17 protein-coding genes, 1 tRNA gene and 3 pseudogenes are annotated in these 24,363 nt (G+C 61.8%); 7 read left to right on the forward strand and 14 right to left on the reverse strand.

Features of this window, described 5'->3' with window-relative positions; all coding sequences use genetic code 11:
- Positions 1-873 precede the first annotated feature (873 nt).
- From QMX78_RS07010 to QMX78_RS07055, 10 genes and pseudogenes are all read right to left on the reverse strand, one after another.
- Entirely contained in the window at positions 874-1,575 is a 702-nt protein-coding gene (locus QMX78_RS07010; protein ID WP_282267885.1) for a SprT family zinc-dependent metalloprotease, read from the reverse strand.
- A complete protein-coding gene (locus tag QMX78_RS07015; protein ID WP_282267886.1) occupies positions 1,575-4,670 on the reverse strand; it encodes an HsdR family type I site-specific deoxyribonuclease in 3,096 nt (1,031 codons plus the stop codon). The genes QMX78_RS07010 and QMX78_RS07015 overlap by 1 nt, the downstream gene beginning before the upstream one ends.
- The gene (locus tag QMX78_RS07020) at positions 4,663-6,540 is read right to left on the reverse strand and encodes a DUF262 domain-containing protein (protein WP_282267888.1); all 1,878 of its coding nucleotides are present in this window, start codon (positions 6,538-6,540) and stop codon (positions 4,663-4,665) included. Before QMX78_RS07020 ends, QMX78_RS07015 begins: the two co-directional genes overlap by 8 nt.
- A gap of 27 nt (positions 6,541-6,567) precedes the next feature.
- Entirely contained in the window at positions 6,568-7,779 is a 1,212-nt protein-coding gene (locus QMX78_RS07025) for a restriction endonuclease subunit S (protein ID WP_282267925.1), read from the reverse strand.
- A pseudogene (locus tag QMX78_RS07030) lies at positions 7,779-9,203 on the reverse strand (N-6 DNA methylase); the annotation flags it as partial. The gene QMX78_RS07025 and the pseudogene QMX78_RS07030, both read right to left, overlap by 1 nt.
- Positions 9,204-9,245: 42 nt before the next feature.
- Positions 9,246-10,369, reverse strand: a protein-coding gene (locus QMX78_RS07035; RefSeq protein WP_282267890.1) for an IS3 family transposase whose coding sequence is annotated in 2 segments (ribosomal slippage) — positions 9,246-10,093 and positions 10,093-10,369 — 1,125 coding nt in all. Because the reading frame shifts where the segments join, the coding sequence is not laid out codon by codon here.
- A gap of 26 nt (positions 10,370-10,395) precedes the next feature.
- The gene (locus QMX78_RS07040; protein ID WP_282267892.1) at positions 10,396-11,406 is read right to left on the reverse strand and encodes a class I SAM-dependent DNA methyltransferase; all 1,011 of its coding nucleotides are present in this window, start codon (positions 11,404-11,406) and stop codon (positions 10,396-10,398) included.
- Positions 11,407-11,746: 340 nt separating this feature from the next.
- A pseudogene (locus QMX78_RS07045) lies at positions 11,747-11,881 on the reverse strand (transposase); the annotation flags it as partial.
- A 169-nt stretch (positions 11,882-12,050) separates the two neighbouring features.
- Positions 12,051-12,257: pseudogene (locus QMX78_RS07050) on the reverse strand (IS3 family transposase); the annotation flags it as partial.
- Positions 12,258-12,491: 234 nt separating this feature from the next.
- Positions 12,492-12,568, reverse strand: a tRNA-Arg gene (locus QMX78_RS07055).
- A gap of 127 nt (positions 12,569-12,695) precedes the next feature.
- Here QMX78_RS07055 and ubiA point away from each other — a divergent pair.
- Positions 12,696-13,589 (forward strand): 4-hydroxybenzoate octaprenyltransferase, encoded by an 894-nt coding sequence (gene ubiA, locus QMX78_RS07060; protein WP_282267893.1) that lies wholly within the window; start codon positions 12,696-12,698, stop codon positions 13,587-13,589.
- Positions 13,590-13,795: 206 nt separating this feature from the next.
- Here ubiA and QMX78_RS07065 read toward each other — a convergent pair whose 3' ends face one another.
- Positions 13,796-14,377 (reverse strand): HdeD family acid-resistance protein, encoded by a 582-nt coding sequence (locus QMX78_RS07065; RefSeq protein ID WP_282267894.1) that lies wholly within the window; start codon positions 14,375-14,377, stop codon positions 13,796-13,798.
- Positions 14,378-14,518: 141 nt separating this feature from the next.
- Positions 14,519-15,220, reverse strand: coding sequence for a ComF family protein (locus tag QMX78_RS07070; protein ID WP_282267896.1), 702 nt, complete (start codon positions 15,218-15,220; stop codon positions 14,519-14,521).
- A 73-nt stretch (positions 15,221-15,293) separates the two neighbouring features.
- On the opposite strand from QMX78_RS07070, the gene bioB reads away from it, so the two are divergent.
- The 4 genes from bioB to bioC all read left to right on the forward strand — a co-directional run bounded on the left by bioB (position 15,294) and on the right by bioC (position 19,393).
- Positions 15,294-16,322: a biotin synthase BioB gene (bioB, locus tag QMX78_RS07075; RefSeq protein ID WP_282267897.1), complete on the forward strand. Its 1,029-nt coding sequence runs from the start codon at positions 15,294-15,296 to the stop codon at positions 16,320-16,322.
- Positions 16,323-16,412: 90 nt separating this feature from the next.
- Positions 16,413-17,621 carry an 8-amino-7-oxononanoate synthase gene (bioF, locus tag QMX78_RS07080; protein ID WP_282267899.1) on the forward strand — a complete coding sequence of 403 codons (1,209 nt, stop codon included), beginning with the start codon at positions 16,413-16,415 and terminating at the stop codon, positions 17,619-17,621.
- Between the two features lie 17 nt (positions 17,622-17,638).
- On the forward strand, positions 17,639-18,406 hold the full coding sequence (gene bioH, locus QMX78_RS07085; protein ID WP_282267900.1) for a pimeloyl-ACP methyl ester esterase BioH: 768 nt from the start codon (positions 17,639-17,641) through the stop codon (positions 18,404-18,406).
- Between the two features lie 99 nt (positions 18,407-18,505).
- Positions 18,506-19,393 carry a malonyl-ACP O-methyltransferase BioC gene (gene bioC / locus QMX78_RS07090; protein WP_282267901.1) on the forward strand — a complete coding sequence of 296 codons (888 nt, stop codon included), beginning with the start codon at positions 18,506-18,508 and terminating at the stop codon, positions 19,391-19,393.
- Between the two features lie 224 nt (positions 19,394-19,617).
- On the opposite strand, the gene QMX78_RS07095 is transcribed toward bioC, so the two are convergent.
- Both QMX78_RS07095 and QMX78_RS07100 read right to left on the reverse strand, forming a co-directional pair.
- Positions 19,618-20,226 (reverse strand): YdcF family protein, encoded by a 609-nt coding sequence (locus QMX78_RS07095; protein ID WP_282267903.1) that lies wholly within the window; start codon positions 20,224-20,226, stop codon positions 19,618-19,620.
- A complete protein-coding gene (locus QMX78_RS07100; protein ID WP_282267905.1) occupies positions 20,223-21,185 on the reverse strand; it encodes a pyridoxal-phosphate dependent enzyme in 963 nt (320 codons plus the stop codon). The genes QMX78_RS07095 and QMX78_RS07100 overlap by 4 nt, the downstream gene beginning before the upstream one ends.
- Before the next feature lie 144 nt (positions 21,186-21,329).
- On the opposite strand from QMX78_RS07100, the gene QMX78_RS07105 reads away from it, so the two are divergent.
- Complete coding sequence (locus QMX78_RS07105) at positions 21,330-21,953, forward strand: hypothetical protein (protein WP_282267907.1); 624 nt, start codon at positions 21,330-21,332, stop codon at positions 21,951-21,953.
- Positions 21,954-22,445: 492 nt separating this feature from the next.
- On the forward strand, positions 22,446-24,335 hold the full coding sequence (mnmG, locus tag QMX78_RS07110; protein ID WP_282267909.1) for a tRNA uridine-5-carboxymethylaminomethyl(34) synthesis enzyme MnmG: 1,890 nt from the start codon (positions 22,446-22,448) through the stop codon (positions 24,333-24,335).
- Positions 24,336-24,363: the final 28 nt, after the last annotated feature.

Below are 24,363 nucleotides of genomic sequence, written 5' to 3' on the forward strand. Positions count from 1 at the left end.
TACTCGACAATCTGCCGAACCGCCTCGATCTTGAACTCATCCGTGTAACGCTTCGTACTCATAACCACCTCCGCGTAAGCCATAGTTTATGGCTGCGAGGTGTCTACGAAATCCTGGGCGATTCAGTTTGGCGTATTGAATGATCGGATGCGCGATGCCGCACATATCCCGCAGGATCGCCAGCTAAACCCAGAACGAATGCGGGCCATGTGTATGGAAGCATTGGGAGATCTTCTGAATTGACCAAGGTTTTTAATGTCTTCAGTACTCTTACCACCGTCCGTCAAACTGATAGATCTTCCGCCTCGCATTTTTCCGCTCACGAACTTCTGCCAAGCGCATTTAGAGATTGGCACCAACTGTCAGCAGCCCCTTCTTTCCAGCGAAGCGGCATTTCCAATGCCACAACCCACACCCTCATCCAACGAAATGAACTCATGCGTCAAACCAGTACTGACGCGTATCATGACGATTGGCTTTGTGACTGCAGATCCCGCTTCAAAGTCATTGGCATCCGGGGTTCCGGCTGGGCGAGACGCCCTAAACAGTGCCACCAAAGAGCTGGCTGGCAACCGATCTAGCTGACGGCATTGAATACACCAAAAGCAGAAAACCCAGATTTCTTTCGGGTTTCTGACAGCCTGGGCATGCATTCTCATAAAGAATGTCGTCGGTTTCTCGCTACGTTTGTCGCGCTGCCAAACGCGTGGCCTTTTCGCATTGAAGTCCACTAGAAAGCGGCGGTGATCAGGGGTGGCGGGGGCTGAAATTGCCGAAAAATGGCCTAACGTCTACTCAAAATGCGAATGTGATACTTGTTCCCGAGCAACAGTAACGGCGGATGCATGCACCCACCGTATACCACCCGCCCCATCATTGCGCAGCAAGCGGAAGACTGTTGAGCTCTGCCCGTGCCTCCCGCCATCGCGGGAAGTGTTCATCCAGCAATGCGATAAATCGTTCGTCGTGGGTGGGTGCGATCAGGTGGGCCAGCTCGTGCACCACCACGTACTCGAGCAGGTGCCGGGGCTTTTTGACCAATTCCGTGTTCAAGCGAATATGCCCACGGGCATGATTGCAGCTACCCCATCGGGTCTTCATGCGTTGCAAGTAGTACCCGTTCAACTTGACGCCAAGCCGGCGTTCCCAGGCCCCGATCAAGTCGGGTAGCACTGCATGCAACTGCGCTTTGTGCCACGCGTGCATCACTTCCGCGCGCTTCATCTCACCGGTGCCGGGGCGCACCATGAGTGTGACGCGTTTATGATCGAGGCGGACACCGGGCCTAGCTTCCACATACTGCACGTCGAGCAGGTAGCGGCGCCCCCAAAGGATGTGGCTTTCGCGGGTGGTATGGCGCCGCGGAGTCTCGCGGGCCTGCGCGCGGAACTCGGCCTGCTGTTTCCGGATCCAGCCGAGTCGGGTGATGGCATAGGCCCGAAGCACGTCCATGCGCGACCGTGTAGGCGCGACCAGCGTGACCCTTCCTTCCGGGGGATGCACGGTCAGGTGCACGTTCTTGACGTCCTTGCGCGTTACCGCGATTTCGATGTTGCCCAACAGGAAGGTGTCCATCAGCGATAGCCGGCCTGATTCTTGACCAACTCGAACAGCCTGGACATCGCCTCACGGTCACCATCGACGAATTTGAGCAACGTGCTGCGCACGGCCCGCTCTTTGATCTCGTTGCCCTTCCAGTCAGCCGGTACGGACTCCCGCATGGCGGTGTCGATCTTCACGGCCATACTGATCAACTCGCTGCCGTGCCTAGGCCCCTGATCGGCAATGTGCGCTGCGTCGGCGGGCTTGGCCAGGATGTCCGGAAGGTTGCGGTAGATAAGGGAGGCCTCCGGCTTGCCCTGCAAGGCCTCGGGCACCTGTCCGCGCGACCCCAGCCTTTTCGCCAGTGCTTCGGCCTGCCTCAGGAATTCCTCGTAGCTCTTTGCATCGGCGCGTGACTGCTTGATCAGCTCATTCAGCAGGCTCGACATCTCCTTGAAGAAGCGAGGATCAGTCAGGCGCTCTTGGATGATGGCCTTGCGCACATTGTTGATGACGCCCTCAGCCACCGCCTTGGTGCTGGTGCCCTTGGCGTTAAGCTTCTGCGCGATGGCGTCATGGATGCCACTGTTGACAATCAAATCCACCAGCGAAAGATCACCCATGTCCCCCAGTTCTCGGGCTTCATCAGCACGCACGTAGCGGTTGAGCAGGTCGCGCATGTCGCCCTCGAAGGGCTTGATGTCGAACTCCTCGCCGGAATGGTTCTTGATTGCCGCGCGCATCTCGGCATAGAAGGTCACCTCGCGTTCCAGCCGGATGATCGTGGCTTCGTCGTAGCCGGCGTTGGACAGCTCGCCGCCAATGTCCGCCCAGGCCCGAACGAACGCTGTCACCAGCTTGTAGAACGAAATTCGCAGCGGCTCGGCCTGCTCAAGTGCTTCGGCTTCCTGTGCCTGACCGCAGAAGTAGGCGATGAACTGCTCAAGATCACGTGGCGCCAGCACCGGCTCGCACAGGTGCAGCAGCGCCTCACGGCTTTCTTCCAGTTTCCTTGCGCCTTCGGTGATCCAATTCTTCAGAGTGACATTGCCGTCTTGCCCATCCTTTGCGTCCATCACCAGCTGGTCGGAGCTGTAAACCGAAATAGCGTCCTGCACCTTGCCGAACAGTTCCTTGAAATCGACGATGTAGCCGTAATCCTTGTCATCACCATCAAGACGATTGGTGCGGCAGATCGCCTGGAACAGATCGTGGTCGCGCAGGTTGCGGTCCAGGTAGATGTAGGAGCAACTAGGCGCGTCGAAGCCGGTCAGCAGCTTGCTGACCACGATCAGCAGCCTGCAGTTGGCGGGCTCATCCTTGAAGCGCCGTTTCATCTCGGCCTCGTACTTGTCGGTGCTTTCGAAATCCTTGAGCACCCAATTCACATAGGTTTCGTACTTGTAGCGATAGTCGCTGTTCGCGGGCTCCTTCGAGTACTGGGTCTTATCAGGTTCGAAGGAGGTGATGATGCCAACGTTCCGGCCGAAACTGATGTTCTGGAACAGACGGAAGTAGTGGCACGCATCGTAGATTTCGTCGGCCACCAGGATCGCGGTGCCACGGCCGTCGCTCAGACGACGGCGCGTGTCGAAGTCTTCCAAAATGCTCCGGATGATTCGGCTCTTGCGCTCGCCCGAACTAAGTAATTCTTCCATCGTGGCCCAACGCTTGCGCAGTGCCGCCTTCTGAAAATTGTTGAGGCGCTTCGTCTTGTTGGCGAAGTACTCCTCGATCTTCTTCTTGTTGCCGAGTTCCTGCGGCACTTCGCGCGCCTCGTACTTCAGGTCCAGCACCACCTTGTCAGCCACGGCTTCGGGAAACTTGTAAGTGTGGATGTAAGTACCGAATACATCATGGGTGGCCTGCTTGTCCTTGCGCAGCAGAGGCGTGCCAGTGAAGCCGATGAAGACAGCATCGCCCAGCCAGCGCTTCATCTGCTTGTTCATGTCCCCACCCTGCGTGCGATGGGCTTCGTCCACGAACACATAAAAGCGGCCATGTGCCGGCGGCGACAGACCACTCAGGTCGGTGATATCGAACTTGTGGATCAGCGCGCACAACAGCCGTGGAGTGGTCGCACCCAGCTTGGCCACCAGATCGGCGCGCGAGGTCACCCGGGTGGAATCCAGCCCGGAATTCTTCAATACCTTGGTGATCTGATCATCCAGCTCGTCGCGGTCGGTGATCACCAGGATGCGCGCACTCGGGTCGTCCTCCAACAACCATTTGGCCAGCAGCACCATCAGGATGCTTTTGCCACTACCCTGGGTATGCCAGATCACCCCGCCTTCTCGTTTTCGGGTGCGTTCCTGTGCGGCCTTGATGCCAGCGTACTGGTGCTGCCTCGGGACCTTCTTGATGCCAGCATCAAAGATCACGAAGTGGTAGAGGAAATCCAGCAATCGTGCCTTGTCGAACATCTGTGCCAGCGGGCGGTCCAGCAACACACCGGCCTCGCCAGCGGCCAAGCCGGCCCCGTCTTTCCACTGCACATAGAACTCTTCCGGGCTGCCCACCGTACCGTAATACAACCCTTGCGCGTCATTGCCCGCCAACAGCAGCTGCACCGTGCTGAAGAAAGCCTGGTTGAAGGCCGGCTCCTGGTTGCTGATGAGCTGCCGGATGCCTTCAGCCCTGTCCCTGCTACCGCGCTTTAGCTCCAACACGGCAATGGCGATGCCGTTGATGTACAGCACGATGTCGGGGCGACGATCGAAGCCACCGCGCAGGGTGACCTCTTCGGCCAAAGCGAAGTCATTGTCGTTGAACTTTTCCGGATCCCATTCGATGAAGTGGACTTTTCGGATCGGCTCGCCCAGCGCAGCTTGTACGTCGGCACCATAACGGAGTAGGCCGTAAGTCTTGAGGTTCGCGTCGTAAAGCGTGTTGCCGCTTATCTCTGCAGCGATCTGCAGCTGACGCAATGCCGCCGAGATCTGTACGTCGGTATAGCCGCGCCGCTTGAGGTTCGCGGAAAGAAGCTCGGGCTCGATATTGCGGTTGTGCTTCCGCTTGCCCCAGTCGCCGAGGTAGTCGTAACCCAGGCAGTCCGCCCCCGACCTGTCAGTAAACAACTTGACCACACGGTCCTGGGTGACGCGCTCGGCACGGGGGCTGTTATGCATGAGCGGCGGTCTCCAGCCTGACCGGCGACCAGATGACTTCGGCCAGAGCCATCAGCAGCGTGGCACGTTTGCCCTGTTCCTCCTTGGTGAAATCGGCATGTGCTTCAAATGGCAGCTGATGTTTGTCCTTGAATTGCCGGAACTGCGGCTGGTGCTGATAGATCGCATCGCTCAGGCTGGCTGCGTAGAAGTTCTGCTGCGCGTAGCTCTTGCGCTTGTCGCCGAATGACTTGGCTTTCAGGCTGCGGTTGACGTCCTGCGGCAGCAGCAGCAGCGAAGCGACATTGTTGCGGATGTCCTCGAACTCCTGCTCGCTGGCGAACATGTCAGCGTACTTGGCGAAATCGTCGGCAAAGATGTGCTCGATGTCGTACGGATTATTTGCTGCGCGGTCCACCAGGAAAGGAAAAATGTCGCCGCGCCCGGAATGCAGTTCGGTGAAAGCGGTGACCCGTGCCAGCAGGTGGTAGATGTACGACCTGCTGTGTTGGTTCAGCTCGAAGCCAGCCAGCCCCTTGCGCCATTTCTGGGTGGCGCTACCCCGCACGGTGACCTCGTCATTGGCCAGCTCATTGCCGAGCAGTTGCACAAGCTCGTCCAGGCCCCTGCGGCGGATCTTCCGGTTCAGCAGGTGCATCGCGTAGTAGATCGACGAATAGCCGGTGCGGATGTTGTTGACCTTGCGCCGCATCATCCAGATATCCAGGTACGTTGCTGTCACTGCCAGCTTGCGGCGAACGGTGACCGTATCGTCCGACTCGACCAGTGACGCCAGCAGCACGGTATTCTGCAGCGTCAGCCCATTGCGTGCGTTGTAGTAGATGGCCTCCAGACCGGGCATATGAACCGCACTGGCCTGCTGGACCAGCAGCCAAGCCTTGGCGAAGAAGCGGAAGCTGTCCTTGACGAAGGCGGCATTGGTCTCGGCCGTTCCCAGCCCCAGCCGGGTGTGATTGTCCCGTACCCAGCGATGGAACATGCTGCCCACCAGCTCCCAGTCCCGCTCAGTGGCGTTGGCAACGCGCTCGCGGATGCTTTCAGCGTATTGGGCACGCAGCCAATCACGCATGAATTCGCCATCACGGTCGTGCTGGTGCTCCTGGTCCACCGTGATCAGCTCCAGCACTTGGTTGCGCCAGGCCACGTTCACCTCCGAGCGCGTGGTGGCATCGGTGATCGGGGCCAGCAGGTAGGCCTTGAGCATGTCCATCGGGCCCAGCGGCTTGCCTCGGTCATTCATCGATTCGAAGATGACGTTGGCGTAGGCGTCGTTGTCGGTGGCGATCTCAATCAAGCCAACCTTGCGCATCAACCAGTAGATGAAGTGCGACAGCCCCTCACCCAGCTCTTCCACCAGCCCACTGGCCTCGATTTCCTGGTAGCGGGCATGCATGGTCTGGATGGATTCATCCTTGTCGTCCGGAACGAAAGGCTTGCCCTCGTACAGCGCACGAATGATGTCCAGGCGCTCGGGAATGTCCAGGTTGAACTTGGCCACGCCCATGTCATCGCTGTGGATCAGCGGCGCCATGGTGGCTGCCACCCCCAGCTGCTTCTCGCTGGCGGCACGATACAGATGGATCAACAGCAGAGTCAGCGAGGTCGTGCGTTGCTGGCCATCCACCAGGTAGCTCTTACCATTGCGCTGGCTGACAATGATCGAGCCGAGGAAGTATTCGCCATAGCCGTTGACTGCACTGGTCTCATGACCGGGCAGATAATGGGCGAAGAATTTGGCCTGCAGGTCGTTCAGCAGGTCCTCGATGTTCTTCTTCTCCCACTTGTACTCGCGCTGGTACTCGTCAATGGCAAACGAACGGCCTTGCAGCAACTGCTGAATGGTCCGGTAGTACGGTGTAACGGCTGACATGGCTTTCCCCCTGTTTCCTTTCTTGCTTCAGATTAACCGGGTTTGGCCGGTCAGCAGTACCTGCATCATGCCTTGCTTGAGCTGCACGATTTTGGCGCGTTGAACTCCGAGTGCGGCGAGTTCGGAGTCCATATCGCCCAGCACCTCCACGATGGCAGCTTGCTCTTCCGAACATGGAAGCTTTAACTGACCCTCAAGAAACGCCGTTTTGGAAAGGTTGTAGCGAGTAGATCCTTGAGCCAGAGACTTGACGAGTTCGCGCCCAATCTGTGCGCGCATATAATAGGAAATAAAGAGGCCATTTACTCGTACACCTTCCCTCAGACGAAAACCAAAGCAAAAACTGTTCAAGTAAAGGTTTTCAACATCGTCGGAAACTAGCGCGCACATGGCGACTTCTTCTGGCGTCTCTGATGACCCATTGAACAGTAAATCGCCTTTCATCACGCGATTCTGGGACTCGCTCTGCAGGACATCGACTTTTTCGAGGAAATTCACATCAAGGATCACGTTAGCCATGACATTGACGAATGGCACATAGAGCGCATCACCTTTCCCGAAGTCCTTTTTACTCTTTCCGACAAGTCCGCCATAGACCAGACCAAGCTCGCCCAATTGCATCATCTCCCACTTCCCACGGAAGCCCGGGAGGCGGCGCTTGCCGGTGAGCAATTCATGCATCGCACCTAGCTTGATGGCGCGCTTCTTGGCGATCAGCGCATCTTGCGCAGCCAGCAGCGCATCTACGTCACCGAGGGCAGTAGCGATGGCGGATTGCTCGGCGATACTTGGCAACCATATCTCGAAATTTTGAACAAGCTTCGTATCTAGAACGCCTGCCGTATTGCCCGCAGAACTGACGATCCTCAATAACTCGTCGGCCCTACCGAGTAGTGAATAAGTAAGAAATTTTGGGAATACCTGTGCATTCGGCACTAAAGCCTTCACATCTTGATTGAAGCAAACCGGCGCAACAACAAGACCGGCGCGAATTTCTGAGTGAAGCGCGCTCCCGCGAACCAGCAGAAGCGTCGAGCCAAGTGGAGCCATTTTGCTACCGGCCGCAACAGCTTCATATGTTAAACACTGATCTGATTCAGAGATCTCGATCGTCTTGAGTGTGGATGCACTAATCCAAGGAACATTTCCCTCCCAGTAACTAGAAATTTGACGCGATGGAGTTCCACCGGAGAGCCATCGGGTCACCATCCCAACTTGGATCTGCTTGTATCCCGGCATCAATTCCACGCAAACCCCATCTTCACCAAATGCCCGGCCACCTTGGCTCCCAGCTCTTTAACCTCCACCGCCAATTGCGGCAGTGGCGAGTCATAACGCTCGGCCAGCTCCTTCACCCGCCGGGTCAGGGCCTGCGATACACGCTCCACGTCTCCCTGCACAGCGCTGGACAATGCTGTGAACCACTTGTCGCCCACCACCAACAGCTGGATTTCCTGTACCGATAGCTTTGGGTACTTGGCCAGGGCCTTGGCATCCAGCTCGTCATCCAGGGCTTTGAGCTGCTTTTTCAGTCGCGCCATATCGTCCGTCAGCGCCAGCCACTGCTTCAGTACCGCAAGCTCCTCGACGGCCTGGGTGTCTTTGCCGATCTCGCGCACGCGATCCTTCACCTGCGCTGCGGTGATCCGGTCGAACCCGGCGAAGGCCATGTCCTCGCCGCCGTGCTCTTCTTCCAGCGCTTCCAGCGCGCTACTGGCGTTGTCCAACGCGGCGCTGGCGTCATCAAGCACTTTCTGTTCGGCAGCGAAGTAACGCGCCACGACCAGAGGTTTGGGAACCAGGTCACAGACCCAGCCCTTGTCTTTGCGCTGGCCTTTCTTGTTAGTCTCGATGATGCGCGCGGGCTCCGCCTTCCAGCCATCGACAGACAGCAGGTAGGCATCGTCCTGCAGGGTCTGCGCCCAGTAGTCCATCAGGTGCTGGTAGATCGTGTAGGCATCGATCAGTGGTGCCTTCGCATAGGCGGCCAGCAGGCTTTCGGAAACCTCATGGATGAACTGCTTGGGATGACCGCCCTGGCCAAAACCAATGAGCTTCGGCCGGATTGCTTTCTCCCATCTGGCATGCAGACCGGTCACCGTGGCCTGGACGGCCTTGAACTCGGCGTGGCCGAGGATTGCCGGCTTCAGTTCGGCCTGGGGCAGCTTCAATTGCAGATAGCCGGGGCGACCCGCGCCCTCGAACAGGGCTGCGCGTAGCGCAGGCATCTTGGCCCAGTACGCATCCAGTGCGTCCACATCGCGCTGCGGAATGCCGCCGAGCAGGTGGCCTTGGATGTCTTGCAGATCCTCGGCCTCACTGGTGTCTATATAGCGCGGCAGATTAAGGTTGTAGTCGTTCTTGGCGCTGCGGATTTCGTCGAAACCGACCATACGCGCGTAGCCTGGAATGTCCTGCGTTTTGCCGAAGGTATCGACAATGCGGTGGATATCCTGCTCGCGCAGGCGGTTCTTGTTGCCGTCCTTCAAGAAGCCCTTGCTGGCATCCATCATGAAGATGCCGCGGCGGGCGGTGGCATTGTTCTTGTCCAGCACCAGGATGCAGGCCGGGATGCCGGTACCGTAGAACAAATTGGCCGGCAGGCCGATGATGCCGGCCAGGTAGCCGCTGTCCACCAACTGCTTGCGGATAGCGGCCTCGGCATTGCCCCGCCGACGTCCCCCCGGCCTGAGTAGAGGTCGGGTTTAGAGTCCGGTTTTGATCTTATCTGTCTTCGCCACCAGCTGCGCGGCGTACTGGGCAGGTGTCATCCCGCCGAGTGCTCTTTTTGGCCTTTCTTCGTTGTAGTCACGTCGCCAGCTTTCGATGCTGGTACGGGCATGGAGCAATGTTGGGAACCAGTGCTCGTTGAGGCATTCATCGCGTAGCCGGCCGTTGAACGACTCAACATAGGCGTTCTGATTCGGTTTCCCTGGCTCGATCAAGCGCAGGGCGATTTCCTTGTCGTGAGCCCAGGCAACCATGGCTTTTCCGCAAAATTCCTTTCCATTGTCCGTCCTGATAACCCGAGGTAGGCCGCGCTGAACTGCCAGCCTGTCCAGCACTCTGGATACTCCTTGGCCAGATATGGCTCGCTCCACTTCGATGGCAACTGCCTCATGGGTCGCATCGTCGACGATGGTCAGACACTTGATCACCCGACCCTCAGCAGTTCGATCAAATACGAAGTCCATCGACCACACTTCATTTGCAGCGGACGGCCGTATCAGCGGCTGGCGCTCACCTACTGGCACCTTCTTGCGCTTCATACGACGCACCTGCAGGCCGGCTTCCTTGTACAGGCGCTCCACCCGCTTGTAGTTCACAACAAGCCCTTGCTGCCGCAGCTTCAGATGGATCATGCCCACACCGTAGCGTTTGTGCCGTTGCGCCAAAGCGGCGATCTGCTCACGAAGCTCGGCGTTGTTGTCGGGTCTGGGCACATATCGCAACGCGCTGGCGCTCATGCGCGCTACCGCCAGCGCTCGTCGTTCGCTCAACCCCTTCTCAACCATGCTCCGCACCAGCAGCCTGCGCACTGGTGCGGTCACCACTTTTTTCGCAAGGCATCCTTGATAACGTCGTTCTCGAATACCTGCTCAGCCAGTAGCTTCTTCAGGCGCGTGTTCTCCGCTTCCAGGTCCTTCAGTCGCTTGGCATCTGGCACGCTCATACCGCCGAACTTGCTGCGCCACAGGTAGTACGAGGCCTCGCTGAAGCCGTGCCGGCGGCAAAGATCCTTGATGGGCATGCCTGCTTCAGCCTCACGCAGGAAGCCAATGATCTGTTCTTCGGTAAAGCGCTTCTTCACGTCCAATCTCCTTGTCATTGAGGATTGGACTCCAAACCGTTGTGCTACTCAATCTTGGGGGGACGTCGCCGGAACAGCACACCGTGCGGCAGAATGCAGGCGCCCTTGCCGTTGGCCTTGAGGCTGCGAATGATGTGCAGCAGATAGGCGTAATCACCCTGCTTTGCCGGCGGCACGCCCCAAGCAAAGCGCTGGAAGGGGTCAGCGTCTGGTGTCAGCCCCGTGCTCCAGGCCTTGTCCGAAAACGGCGGATTGGCGACCACATAGTCGAAGGTCTTGAGCCGCTCGCCATCCTTGAACTTCGGATCGGCCAAGGTATTGCCCGACTGCACGGATCCATCCGGGAAGTCGTGAAGGATCATGTTCATGCGGGCCAGACCGGCGGTGGTGGCCGAGACTTCCTGCCCGTAGAGGGTGATCTGCTTGCCCGCTGAAGCGGCCACCTTCAGCAACAACGAGCCGGAGCCGCAGGTGGGGTCATAGGCGGTGGTCTGGCGTTTGGTGTTATGTGGACCTATGCCAATCAACTTGGCGATGGTGCTGCTGACTTCAGCCGGGGTGTAGAACTGGCCTTTGCTCTTTCCCGAATCCTGGGCGAAGTGGCGCATCAGGTATTCGTAGGCATCACCAAGGATGTCGTCGTGCTCGGCGCGGTTGTCAGAGAAGTTCAGTGCCGGGTTTTCGAAGATGGCAACCAGGTTGGTCAACTTGTCCTGGCGCTCCTTGCCTTCGCCCAGTTTTTTGGGGTCGTCGAAGTCGGGGAAGTCACTGTACGAAAGACTGTTGCTATTTGCCTCGATCAACGGCTGAATGATCCGGGTGTTGATTCGCTCCCCGATATCAGGCTTGCCCTTGAAGGCCACCATGTCGGCAAAGCTGGCCCCGGCCGGAATGATCAGGGGCGCCAGATCGTCGCCAGCGTACTTGTCGCTGACGTACTTGATGAACAGCATGAACAGCACGTAGTCCTTGTACTCGGACGGTTCCATGCCGCCGCGCAGTTCATCGCAGGAAGCCCAGAGGGTGGAATAAAGGTTGGATTTTTTTATGGGCATGGTTAGTCAAGGCTGGAATAGCAAAGCCCGCCTTGTAGGGGCGGGCCAATCTGATGCAGTGCGGGAATGTCAGGCCGTCACCGTCACAAGCGCGGGCTCCAAGGATGCTATGACGAACTGTTTTTTGCCATTGCCAACGCTGCGCCGTTGGGCCCCAGTGGCCAAGTAGCGCGTGGTCTCCCAGTAATCGAGCCGGGCCAAGCCCGGTAGGAACAGTTGTTCGAAGAACTGGCGTGGCTCCAACGGTTCTTAGACAGAGAGCTCGCTATGCAGGCGTTGCCACCTGCGTGCAGCGCTTGTTCAGCTCTTGGACGCTCAACCACCGAACTGCCGGGAAGGCCCGCTGCACACCCGAAGCTTCCATGTCGCCATACCTGGACTTCCAGACGTGGTAAGTCGCATCGGAAATAACAAGCTCACGGCAGACATCCTTGACCTGCTTTCCAGCCTCAACCTGTTTCAAGGTCGTAACGATCTGATTTCAGGTGAATTTTCTCTTGGGCATCCGTGGCATCCGTGGGGCTGGTTTGCCCGGAGACCTCCAAGAATGCCAGGACCAAGCTTACCGGCAGGCACACTTGGAGCTGCCGCGGCGGCCATGTACCGTGCCAATTCCAACCCGGCCCGCCACCGCTGGGACTCTTTTGGGACAAGCTGCGACTCAGGGCCAGTCGCTCCAGAGCACCTGGCACACCGACTCCCAAGGTAGCTCCTTCGACCTCGATAGCCACGGCTTCGTGGGTCACGTCATTGACGATCGTCAGACGATTGATTACCCGACCCTCGGCGGGCCGGCCGAGAACGAAGTCCATCGACCATGCTGGGCTGGCAGCAGTCGGCCGCAACAGCGGCGGCTCACGGCGTAGTCTCTGTGGTGTCGGATCCGAAGATCTGTCACAAGACGCGCTTGGCACCTGCGAATTCTCAGAAAAAGCAGCCGAGAATATTGTGGAGTATCAAACAACTAGCGATCTTGGCTCCAAAAATACCAGCACTTGTTGAGGACAGCCCCCAAAAAACCAGAGGATCCTGAGAATCCTCTCAGCAAGCCGTTGTGGGGCCAAGGCCAAACCTGGACTTCAATCTGGCGCGCCCGGAGGGATTCGAACCCCCGACCAATGGCTTCGGAAGCCACTACTCTATCCGGCTGAGCTACGGGCGCATTGTGCTCCGGCCGGCTGAGCCGGGCGGACGCGCATTCTAACGGCAAAAGCGGCCGCAGGTCTGCCCCCACCTTTGGATTGCTGTAGTTGGGCGGGAAAAACCTGCCCAGCTGGTAACCTTTGCACATGAGCCGTCTCCCAACTACACCGTCCACCGCAGCTGGCACTTCGCGGTTCGGGCACTACTGGAAATTGATGCGCGCCGACCGCCCGATCGGCACCTTGCTGCTGCTGTGGCCCACCTGGTGGGCGCTGTGGCTGGCCGCTGATGGCCTGCCGCCGCTGTGGATACTGTTCGTGTTCAGCGCCGGCGTCTGGCTGACCCGCTCGGCCGGCTGCGTGATCAATGACTACGCCGACCGCTGGCTGGACCCGCACGTCAAACGCACCAAGGACCGGCCACTGGCCACCGGCGCAATCTCCGGCCGCGCGGCGCTGGTGCTGTTCGCCGGCTTGATGCTGGTCGCATTCGCGCTGGTCCTGACCCTGAACGCCTTGACCATAGCGCTGAGCTTCATCGGCGTGTTCCTGGCCGCCAGCTATCCCTACCTGAAGCGCTACACGCATCTACCGCAGGTATACCTGGGCATGGCCTTCGGCTGGGGCATCCCGATGGCCTTCGCCGCCATCCAGGGCGAGGTCCCGCCGCTGGGCTGGGTGCTGTACGCCGCCAATATCCTCTGGTCCACCGCCTATGACACCTGGTACGCCATGGTCGACCGCGACGATGACCTGAAGGTCGGTTCGCATTCCACCGCCATCCTGTTCGGCGATCTGGACCTGGTCATCCAGGGCATCCTGTACGCACTGTTCTTCGCTGCGATGGCGCTGGTCGGACACCGCGCGGGTCTGGGCTGGGCGTACTGGGCCGGCATCGGCGTGGCGATGGCGCTGGTGGTGTATGAGTTCTGGCTATGCCGCGACCGCGAGCGCGAGCCTTGCTTCAAGGCCTTCCTGCACAACAACTGGGTCGGCGCGGTGTTGTTTGCCGGCATCGTCGCCAGCCAGTATCTGGATTGAAGAAACGGCCCGCAGTGCGGGCCGTTTCGCTTTAGGTAGAGCCGAGCCATGCTCGGCTGAAGCATTGCCGGGAAAGCCCTGCCGAGCATGGCTCGGCACTACCGTTGGGGCATTGCCGGTGAAGCCTCTGCCGAGCATGGCTCGGCACTACGCTTCTGCCCCCTCCCTTTCGCGGAGCGAAGGGGAGGGTTGGGGAGGGGTAAGCGTTACATCGCGCCGATGGACTTGCCCATCGAACGCAGGCGGAACGCTGCAATTATCTGCAGCACGCCGTAGATCAAGGCCAGCACACCAATCCACAGCGAGGTCACCGCCAGGCCGGCAATCGGGTTGAGTGCGAACATCACGCCCAATGCCACCGCCAGCAGGCCGCTGACAATTAGCATCCACTCGCCACTGATCTGCTTGCGCACGCGGATGGCAAACACGATGCGGTAGATGCCGCCAACCACCAGCCAGGCGGCCAGGAACAGCAGCAGTACGCTCGCCGTTGCCAGCGGATTGATCACCGCCAGCACGCCAAAGGCGATGGAAGCCAGCGCATAGAACAGCGCCCAACCGCGCGAGACCGGTGCCGAGCCGCTGAAGGCCGAGACCAGCACCACCACGCCTTCAACAATGGCCATGATGCCCAGCCACCACGCCAGGACAGCTGCGGTGCGCACCGGCGCCATCACCGCCAGCACGCCGAATATCACCGCAAACAGTCCGAACAGCAGCAGCACCCACCAGTTGCGCGTCAATGTGCCAAACAGCGATCCAGCAGGAAAACCCGGGGAAGCACCCATGTCTGTCTCCTCATGTTGAACAGGTGTAAAGGCCTTTCAATCCCAGTCTAGGCCCATAGCCGTAGTCATGGCATGTAGAGATGACATCCGGTATTTCAAGCCAGTTGCAACGCAGGCGCGGCTTTGCAGGCACACCAGCGCTCACGGCACCCGCGCACAGACCCAGGCATCCACCCGCTGCACACCGGCGCGATGCAGTGTGAGCGCTGCCGCATGCAAGGTGGCACCGGTGGTCATCACGTCATCCAGCAGCACCACATGTGCCGGCAACTGCCCCACTGCAATGAAGGCACCACGCAGATTGCGTTTGCGCTCCACCGCATCCAGCTCCGATTGTGGCTGGGTGGAACGGCGCCGATGCAGGCCCCGGCACAGCGGTAGCTGCAGCGCGCGCGCCAGCGGCTTGGCCAGCTCCCAGGTCTGGTCATAGCCGCGCTGACGCAGCCGCGACAGATGCAGCGGCACCGGCACGATCGCCTGCGGGCGCTCGGCAGCGCCCAATGCATCCAGCATCAGCGCTGACAGCAGGCGCCCAGCGCTGAGATCATGGTGAAACTTGAAGCGCCGTAGCAGGCCATCGATCGGCGCGTTGTAGGTAAATGCCGCCTGCACTGCCTGCAAGGGCGAGCGTGAGCGCTGGCAGGCACCGCACAGCCCATCAGCGTCGCTGGCTGGCAACGGCAGCGCACAACGCCGGCAAGCGGCGTGTTGCCAAGGCAATCCGGCGCCGCAGGCCAGGCACAGGTCCCGCCCCGGCATACCGTCCTCCCCGCAGACCAGGCAGCGCGGCGGGAACAGCAAGGCCGATAGCCGACCCCCGACCCTGTAAACCAGACTCTTCATTTGATGGTTGACAGCAATGTGTATGCTGACCAGACTGCGCCGCTTCCATCGCCCCATCTGTCAGGTAACACCGATGTCCACCGTCATCCGCCACGACTGGAAGCGCGAAGAGCTGCTGTCCCTGCTCGATCTGCCCTTCCCCGAGCTGCTGCACCGCGCAGCCAGCGTGCATCGCCAACACTTCGATCCGGCGCAGGTACAGGTCTCCACCCTGCTCTCGGTCAAGACCGGCGGTTGCCCGGAAGACTGCGCCTACTGCCCGCAGGCCCAGCGCTATGACACCGGCGTGGACGCGCAGAAGCTGATGGACACCGACAGCGTGGTGGCCCGTGCCCGCGCCGCCAAGCAGGCCGGTGCCTCGCGCTTCTGCATGGGTGCGGCCTGGCGCTCGCCCAAGGACCGCGACATCCCCAAGGTCGCGGCGATGATCCGCGAGGTGAAGTCGCTGGGCCTGGAGACCTGCGCCACCCTGGGCATGCTCGAGGGCCACCAGGCGCAGGCGCTGAAGGACGCCGGGCTGGACTACTACAACCACAATCTGGACACCGCGCCGGATTACTACGATTCCATCATCCATACCCGCCAGTACCAGGATCGCCTGGACACGCTGGAACACGTGCGCAACGCCGGCATGAAGACCTGCTGCGGCGGCATCGTCGGCATGGGTGAAACCCGCGAGCACCGCGCCGGCCTGCTGCAGGCGCTGGCCAACCTGCCGGCGCACCCGGACTCGGTGCCGATCAACCGCCTGGTGCAGGTCGCCGGTACCCCGTTGCACGGCAGCGCCGAGCTGGACCCGTTCGAGTTCGTGCGCATGATCGCCGTGGCCCGCATCGTGATGCCGCGCTCGATGGTGCGGCTGTCGGCCGGCCGCGAGAGCATGAGCGATGAGCTGCAGGCGCTGTGCTTCCTGGCTGGCGCCAACTCCATCTTCTACGGCGAAAAGCTGCTGACCACCGGCAACCCGGACACCGAGCGCGACCAGGCCCTGTTCGCCCGCCTCGGCATCAGCCCGATGCAGGTACATGTGGACGCCGACGAGCACGACCACCCCGGTACCGTGCACCTGGATATCGCCCCGCTCTGCGCCCGCAGCGCCTGAGCCCACCGGCGCCCCGCACCGGGGCGCCGCTTGGGGCATTCTTACAGGCAACCGGGTACGCTAGCCGCCCGCTTGACCATGAACCTTGCCATGGCCCGTCCTGACATCCACGACCGCATCCACGCCCAGCGCAAGCTGCGGCTTGCCCAGGGCCGCATCCGCACCCGGCGCAGCATCAGCCGCCGCGACGGAGTGCGTTTGGAACTGGACGGGCGCTGGTTGACCGGCTTCTGCAGCAATGACTACCTCGGCCTGTCGCAACAGTTCGAGGTGATCGCCGCGCTGCAGGACGCCGCCGGCCGCGAAGGCGCCGGCAGCACCGCCTCGCACCTGGTCTGTGGCCACCACAGCGTGCATGAGCAGCTGGAACGCGAGATGGCCGACTGGCTCGGCTATCCGCGCGCCCTGCTGTTCGACAGCGGCTTCATGGCCAACCTGGCCGTGCAGCAGGCGCTGCTGAGCGAAGAAACCGATATCTGCGTGCAGGACCGGCTCAACCACGCCAGCCTGCTCGATGCCAGCCGCCTGGCCGGCTGCCGCCTGCGCCGCTATCCACACCTGGACAGCGAAGGCGCCATGCGCCAACTCAAGAACACCGCCGATGGCGCCGCCATGCTGGTCACCGACGGTGTCTTCAGCATGGATGGCGACATCGCCCCGCTGCGCTCGCTGTCGCTGGTGGCACGCATGCAGGAGGCGCTGTTCTATGTGGACGACGCCCACGGCATTGGTGTGATCGGCGAACACGGCCGCGGCTGCGTCGCCGATGCCGGCCTGGGCGTGAAGGAAGTTCCGCTGCAGCTGGCCACCCTGGGCAAGGCGCTGGGTAGCCACGGCGCGGTGGTTGTGGGCGAAGACGCGCTGATCCAGCACCTGGCCGAAACCGCACGCCCTTACATTTACACCACCGCCCTGCCGGCGGCGCAGGCTGCCGCCTCGCTGGCAGCGGTGAAGCTGGCGCGTCGCGACCATTGGCGCCGCGACAAACTCACCGAACTGATCGCCAGTTTCCGCGAGGGCGCGCGCCGCAACGGGCTGGAGCTGATGGCCTCGGAAACCCCGATCCAACCGCTGCTGTGCGGCGACGAAGCCACGGTGATGGCCTTGTCGGCGACGCTGGAGCAGTCCGGTTTCCTGGTCAGCGCGATCCGTCCGCCGACCGTGCCCGAAGGCAAGGCGCGCCTGCGCGTGACCTTGTCCGCGCTGCATACCCTCGAGCAGGTCAAGGCGCTGGTAGACGCCATCGCCAAGGCCCGCGATGTGGTGCTGTACCAGAAGTCCCTGAACACTGTTGCCTGAGAACCGGTTGTAACGCCATGCATATCCACGTCACCGGCAGCGGCCCGGCATTGGTCCTGATCCACGGCTGGGCACTGCATGGCGGCATCTTCGCGCCGCTGGTGGAACGGCTAGCGCCGCACTTCGAGCTGCACGTGGTCGACCTGCCCGGGCATGGCCACAGCCGCGACGACGCCACGCCCTTGCGCTTGCCCTACCTGGTCAATGCCATCGCCAGCGCCACCCCGGCAGCGGTGTGGTGCGGCTGGTCGCTGGGCGGGCTGGTCGCCCTGCATGGCGCGGCCACGTTGCCGCAGGTGCGCGGGCTGGCAATGCTGGCAGCGACGCCACGCTTCGTCCGCGACGCCGATTGGCCAGATGCGGTGGAGCCGGTGGTGTTCGAGCAGTTCGGCCGCGATCTGGAACAGGACTACCGCGGCACCCTGGAGCGCTTCCTCGCCTTGGACGTGATGGGCTCGCAGCACGCCCGCAGCGAGCTGCGCACCCTGCGCGATGCCCTAGTCGAACGTGGCGAACCGGCCCCGCGCGCCCTGCACGAAGGCCTGGCCCTGCTGGAGCGCAGCGACCTGCGCGGCAGTCTGCCCAGCCTGCACAAACCCGGCCTGTGGATAGGCGGCCAGCGCGACCGGCTGGTGCCGTCCAAGGCCATGCACCAGGCCGCCGCACTGGCGCCGGCAGGCCTGCACAACGCCCACACCATCGACGGTGGCGGCCACGCGCCATTCCTCGGCCATGCCGATCACGTTGCCGGGCTGCTGCAACAGTTTGTTGCTGGCTGCGCGTGAGCGGTTACGCAGCCATTCGCGCTGGCTGGCCGATGATGTCGTCGGCTGCCTGAGCACCGCAGCGCTTCCCATCCCGAATTACGAAACCGAATCACCGCCATGTCTTCTCTGTTCGACCCCAAACACGTCCGCCGCGCCTTCTCGCGCGCCGCCAGCAGCTACCACGCCGCCGCCGTGCTGCAGCAGGAAGTGGCCAAGCGCCTGCTGGAGTCGCTGGACTACCTGGAAGACCGGCAACCGCAGGTGGTGTTGGACGTGGGCAGCGGCCCGGCCCATGCCACCGCGGCGATGAAGAAGCGCTGGCCCAAGGCGCAGGTGATCGCGCTGGACCTGGCCCTGCCGATGCTGGCCGAAGCCAAGAAGCAGGCTGGCTGGTGGCGCCCGTTCTCGCGCGTCTGCGCCGATGCCCGCGCCCTGCCGCTGGCCGACAACAGCGTCGACGTGATCTACAGCAACCTGTGCCTGCAGTGGGTGGAAGACCTGCCGGCGGTATTTGCCGGCTTCCGCCGCGTGCTCAAGCCCAATGGCCTGCTGGTCTGTTCAACGTTTGCCCACGACACGCTGGTGGAACTGCGCCAGGCATTTGCGCAGGCCGATGACACTTCGCATGTAAGCCACTTCGTGCAGATCGCCCAGTTCGGCGATGCCTTGATGATGGCTGGCTTCCGCGATCCGGTACTGGACCGCGACATGTTCACCCTGACCTACGACGACCTGCCAACGCTGATGCGCGAGCTCAAAGCCATTGGCGCCACCAACGCCATGCACAGCCGTCGCCACACGCTGACCGGGCGCAGCCGCTTTGCTGCTGCACGCGATGCTTACGAGCCGATGCGTCGCGCTGACGGCAAGCTGCCGAGCAGCTGGGAAGTGGTGTATGCGCATGCCTGGGCACCGGCACCGGGCGCACCGATCCGTGAGCAGGGGCAGGACGTGGCGAGCGTGCCGCTGTCGGCCATTCCGATTCGGCGGAAGACGCAGGAATAAGGATTCGGGACAAGGGCAGGTGCTGCTCCGTAGTGCCGAGCCATGCTCGGCAGGGGCTTTACCAGCGAAAGACTGCCCTCACCCCAACCCCTCTCCCGCAGGCGGGAGAGGGGCTAAAGCCGTAGTGCCGAGCCATGCTCGGCAGGGGCACTACAGACAACCCATCGGACAGCGCGTCAGCTTCGCGGCTTACGCCGCTCCTACAAATGCAGTTTCTTCACCGCTCAAGCCCCTTTTACAAACAGGTCGCGGTGGAAGAAATAGACTTCCTGCAGCAGGAAACGCCAGCTGGTGTGGAAACTGCGGAAGCGCGTGCTCGGTGTGGATGACGCCAGCGCATCAATCCCCAACTCCTTCGATAGACGCAGCGCGCGCGCCATGTGCAGCGGGTCGCTGACCACGATCACCTTGTGCATGTCGTGCTTGGCCATGACCTGCTTGGCTTCAACCAGATTCTGCCGGGTGGTGCGCGAGCGGGTTTCGATCAGGATGTCCTTGCCCGGAACCTTCTGCTTCAGTGCATAACGCCGCGCCACCTGTGATTCGGAAAAACGCGCGCCCGTGCCGCCAAAGCCACCGGTGAAAATCAACTTCGGTGCATAGCCCTGCCGGTACAGGTCCAGGCCATGGCGGATGCGCTCTTCAAATACCGGCGAAGGCTTGGCGTCATAGGCCGCAGCACCGAGCACGATGATGGCATCGGCAGGTGCGGCCTGGTCACGGTCACCTACCCAGATGATCCACGCCGCCACGCCCAGCAGCCACAACAGCAGCAACACACACAAGCGCCACACCCAGCCCATCAACCCTGTGCGCCGAACCGCTGCCTTCATGCCTGCACCCAGGGCAAGGCATCCAGATCCACATTGCCACCGGACAACACCAGCCCCACCGTGCGCCCGGCAAAACGCTGCGGCTGGGACAGCACGGCCGCCAGGGTGATCGCCGAGGACGGCTCGACGGTCTGCTTCATCACCTGCCAGATCAAGCGCATCGCAGCCACGGTATCGGCATCGTCCACGCTGATCACCTGTGCCGCGCCGTGCAGCAACGCGAAATTGGGCGCACCCAGCGCACCGCGCAGGCCATCGCACAGTGTGTCGGGCACGAAATCGATCAATCGCTCACCCGCCGCCAGCGAACGCGCGGTGTCTGCAGCCCCGGCCGGCTCGGCCAGTACCAGCTCGCAGTTCGGCAGCAGCTGCTGCATCGCCAGCAGGGTGCCTGCGGCCAATCCTCCACCGCCTACCGGCACCACCAGTACATCCAGTTGCGTTCCGGCCTGGCGAATCAGTTCGAGCACGGCAGTGCCCTGCCCGGCGATGACCCGCGGGTCGGTATAGGGGTGAACCAGCGTCGCCCCGGTTTCGCGCTGCACGCGCAGGCACTCGGCTTCGCGCGCGGCCTGGGTGGGTGCACAGCGCCAGAGGGTGGCCTGGTTGCGCTCGATATTGGCCAGCTTGGCCGCCACCGCACCCTCGGGCACCACCACATGGCAGGGAACTCCGCGCGAGCGCGCCGCCAAGGCCAGTGCGGCACCGTGGTTGCCCGAAGAATGTGTCACCACACCGTGACTCGCGTGCTCCACATCCAGCGACCACACCGCGTTGCAGGCCCCGCGGAACTTGAACGCGCCGCTGCGCTGCAGGTGTTCAGCCTTGAAGTGCAGGCTGGCGCCGGCCAGTGCATCCAGCGTGCGTGAGCGCAGCACCGGGGTGACCGTCGCATGGGCGGCAATCCGCGCCGCTGCTGCCAGAACCTCGGCAAATCCGGGCAAAGGAAGTTCATTCATGGTGAAAGGTTAGCCCAGGCCCCGGGCCTGCGACCATCTCATCTGCGCACACGTTGTATGTTCAGCCATGTAGATGCGAATTAAGGGCCGATTCAACGCCATGGCCCGAAGCTGGCTGCCATACCCACGAGGGGGGGATTTCTCATGATCAAGCGCCTGATTGTTTCCACCGGCCTGCTGTTGGGCCTGTCTGGCTGTGCCACGTACGACTACGTAGGCGGCGGTTCGGGCGGCTATTACCACGGCTCTCCCTCGGTACAGTACAGCTATCCCTATGGCTATCCGAACAGTGGCTACGGCTACGGCGGTTACGGCTATGGCAGTGGCTATTACGGCTACGGCAACTACGGCTACCCGGTCTACCGCCCCAACTACAACCGGCCGCGCCCGCCGTATCACGGCAATGGTTCGCGTCCGCCGGGCAATGGCAACGGCCATGGCCCGCGCCCGGGCGGTGGCGGCGACCACAACCATGGCGGCAACGGTCCACGCCCGCCGGGCAACGGCAATGGTGGCAACGACGGCCGGCCGACCCGCCCGCCACCGGTGAACGGCGGCGGCAACAAGTCGCCGTGGCGCAACCTGGACAACCTGAACCGGCCGCCGCCGCGTGCCAACAACCAGCCGATGCAGCGCGCCCAGCCCATGCAGCAGGCGATGCAGCGGCCTCAGCCTGCAGCGCGTCCGGCTATTCAGGCACGGCCGATGCCGGCCCGACAGCCGTCACAAACCCGGCAACCGAACGGCGCCCGTATCCAGGAACGATAAAAAGGTTGCAATTGGCGCAAATGCAGGCATTCTTGGCCCTACGGGTGACCGCTTGCGTCGCATAGTGACCCAAACCGGTCTCGCCCAGACAGTTCAATGTCGATGTCCGCCAGGAAATCTGGATCCCCCCTGTTCCGGCCCTGTCGGACATCGGCGCCTAATAAAGACAAAGCCCCGGCCTAGGCCGGGGCTTTGTCTTTCAACGCTTTCCCGCCAAGGCGGGCCTTGCTGGACTGCAAGGCCGGTAGTCCCCCGACTACCGGCCCCCTGCTACCCCAACGTACGCTTCGGTCGGCCCCTGTTCCAATTCCGACCTTGTTGCGCCTATGTCGCATGCCACGCTGGGTGCAATGTATTAACTGCAGGTTGCGTGCCAACTTTAGGGTTGATGCGTACCGGATTGCGCTTGGCAGTAAAATCACCACATACGCCGTCACATCGTGGGAAATACCCATCTGACGGACTTCACACTTTCTGACCGATCTCACGTCCATGAGCGACTCCTTCTACCGTTACGACGTCATCGTCATTGGCGGCGGCCACGCTGGCACCGAAGCGGCGCTGGCTGCAGCGCGCGGCGGCGCCCGCACCCTGCTGCTGACCCACAACGTCGAAACCGTCGGCGCGATGAGCTGCAACCCCGCCATCGGCGGCATTGGCAAGGGTCACCTGGTCAAGGAGATCGATGCGCTCGGCGGGGCGATGGCGCATGCCGCCGATCGCGCCGGCATCCAGTGGCGCACACTCAATGCCTCCAAGGGCCCGGCCGTACGCGCCACCCGCTGCCAGGCCGACCGCAACCTGTACCGGATGGCGATCCGCGGCATCGTCGAGTCGCAGCCGAACCTGACCGTATTCCAGGCAGCCGTCGATGATCTGGTGATTGAAGGCGACGCCGTGCGTGGCGCCATCACCCAGACCGGACTGACCTTCCACGCTGCTGCAGTCGTGCTCACCGCCGGCACCTTCCTCGCCGGCAAGATCCATATCGGCGAAACCCAATACACCGCGGGCCGCATGGGCGACCCGCCAGCGACCACGCTGGCCGCGCGCCTGCGCGAGCGCCCGTTCGTCATTGATCGCCTGAAGACCGGCACTCCGCCGCGCATCGACGGCCGTTCGCTGGATTACAGCGTGATGGACGAGCAGCCCGGCGACGATCCGCTGCCTGTGATGTCCTACCTTGGCGACGTCAGCGAGCATCCGCAGCAGGTCAGCTGCTGGATCACCCATACCAGTGAGCGCACCCACGACATCATCCGTGGCGCACTGCACCGTTCGCCGCTGTACAGCGGCCAGATCGAAGGCATCGGCCCACGTTACTGCCCGTCGATCGAAGACAAGGTAGTGCGTTTCGCCGAGAAGGACAGCCACCAGATCTTCGTCGAGCCCGAAGGCCTGGACGTGGTGGAGATCTATCCGAACGGCATTTCCACCTCGCTGCCGTTCGACGTGCAGCTGGAACTGGTGCGCAGCATCCGTGGCTTCGAGCAGGCGCACATCACCCGCCCCGGCTACGCCATCGAATACGACTTCTTCGATCCGCGCGGCCTGAAGAACACGCTGGAAACCCGTCAGGTCAACGGCCTGTTCTTCGCCGGCCAGATCAACGGCACCACCGGTTATGAAGAAGCCGGCGCGCAGGGCCTGCTGGCCGGCATCAATGCCGCGCTGTTCGTACAGGGCAAGGACGGCTGGTGCCCACGTCGCGATGAAGCCTATATCGGCGTGCTGGTCGACGACCTGATCACCCACGGCACCAGCGAGCCCTACCGCATGTTCACCAGCCGCGCCGAGTACCGGCTGCAGCTGCGCGAAGACAATGCCGATACCCGCCTGACCCCGACCGGTCGCGAGCTGGGTCTGGTCGATGACCGCCGCTGGTCCGCGTTTGAAACCAAGCAGGCCGCCGTCGCCAACGAAAGCGCACGCCTGCGTGGCATCTGGGCGACGCCAGGCAATGCACTGGGCCGCGAAGTCGCCGAAGCCACCGGCGTGGCAGTCAGCCGCGAAACCAATGTGCTGGACCTGATCAAGCGCCCGGAACTGGATTACGCCAAGTTGATGCAGGTGCCCTCACTCGGACCGGGCGTCGATGATGCGCGCGTGGCCGAGCAGGTGGAGATCAGCGTCAAGTACGCCGGCTATCTGGACCGCCAGCGCGAAGAAATCGAACGCCAGCAGCGGCACGAGAACACTGCGATTGTCGAAGGCTTCGACTTCGCCTCGGTACGTGGCTTGTCTGCCGAGGCATTGCAGAAACTGGAGCGCGTACGTCCGCAGACCATCGGTCAGGCACAGCGTATTCCAGGCATGACGCCGGCAGCGATTTCACTGCTGCTGGTGCATCTGGAGCGGGCGCGACGCGGCAAGGTGGCTTGAGTTTTTGATTTGGGTTGTTGGTGAGAGC

It is taken from the genome of Stenotrophomonas sp. PS02298, assembly GCF_029959445.1.
Classification (GTDB): domain Bacteria; phylum Pseudomonadota; class Gammaproteobacteria; order Xanthomonadales; family Xanthomonadaceae; genus Stenotrophomonas.

Bases quoted from the DNA above. Each gene is read 5' to 3' on its own strand.
- QMX78_RS07010 (WP_282267885.1), bottom strand. From the start codon at position 1,575: ATGGACACCTTCCTGTTGGGCAACATCGAAATCGCGGTAACGCGCAAG.
- QMX78_RS07015 (WP_282267886.1), bottom strand. From the start codon at position 4,670: ATGCATAACAGCCCCCGTGCCGAGCGCGTCACCCAGGACCGTGTGGTC.
- QMX78_RS07020 (WP_282267888.1), bottom strand. From the start codon at position 6,540: ATGTCAGCCGTTACACCGTACTACCGGACCATTCAGCAGTTGCTGCAA.
- QMX78_RS07025 (WP_282267925.1), bottom strand. From the start codon at position 7,779: ATGCCGGGATACAAGCAGATCCAAGTTGGGATGGTGACCCGATGGCTC.
- QMX78_RS07040 (WP_282267892.1), bottom strand. From the start codon at position 11,406: ATGCCCATAAAAAAATCCAACCTTTATTCCACCCTCTGGGCTTCCTGC.
- ubiA (WP_282267893.1), top strand. From the start codon at position 12,696: ATGAGCCGTCTCCCAACTACACCGTCCACCGCAGCTGGCACTTCGCGG.
- QMX78_RS07065 (WP_282267894.1), bottom strand. From the start codon at position 14,377: ATGGGTGCTTCCCCGGGTTTTCCTGCTGGATCGCTGTTTGGCACATTG.
- QMX78_RS07070 (WP_282267896.1), bottom strand. From the start codon at position 15,220: ATGAAGAGTCTGGTTTACAGGGTCGGGGGTCGGCTATCGGCCTTGCTG.
- bioB (WP_282267897.1), top strand. From the start codon at position 15,294: ATGTCCACCGTCATCCGCCACGACTGGAAGCGCGAAGAGCTGCTGTCC.
- bioF (WP_282267899.1), top strand. From the start codon at position 16,413: ATGGCCCGTCCTGACATCCACGACCGCATCCACGCCCAGCGCAAGCTG.
- bioH (WP_282267900.1), top strand. From the start codon at position 17,639: ATGCATATCCACGTCACCGGCAGCGGCCCGGCATTGGTCCTGATCCAC.
- bioC (WP_282267901.1), top strand. From the start codon at position 18,506: ATGTCTTCTCTGTTCGACCCCAAACACGTCCGCCGCGCCTTCTCGCGC.
- QMX78_RS07095 (WP_282267903.1), bottom strand. From the start codon at position 20,226: ATGAAGGCAGCGGTTCGGCGCACAGGGTTGATGGGCTGGGTGTGGCGC.
- QMX78_RS07100 (WP_282267905.1), bottom strand. From the start codon at position 21,185: ATGAATGAACTTCCTTTGCCCGGATTTGCCGAGGTTCTGGCAGCAGCG.
- QMX78_RS07105 (WP_282267907.1), top strand. From the start codon at position 21,330: ATGATCAAGCGCCTGATTGTTTCCACCGGCCTGCTGTTGGGCCTGTCT.
- mnmG (WP_282267909.1), top strand. From the start codon at position 22,446: ATGAGCGACTCCTTCTACCGTTACGACGTCATCGTCATTGGCGGCGGC.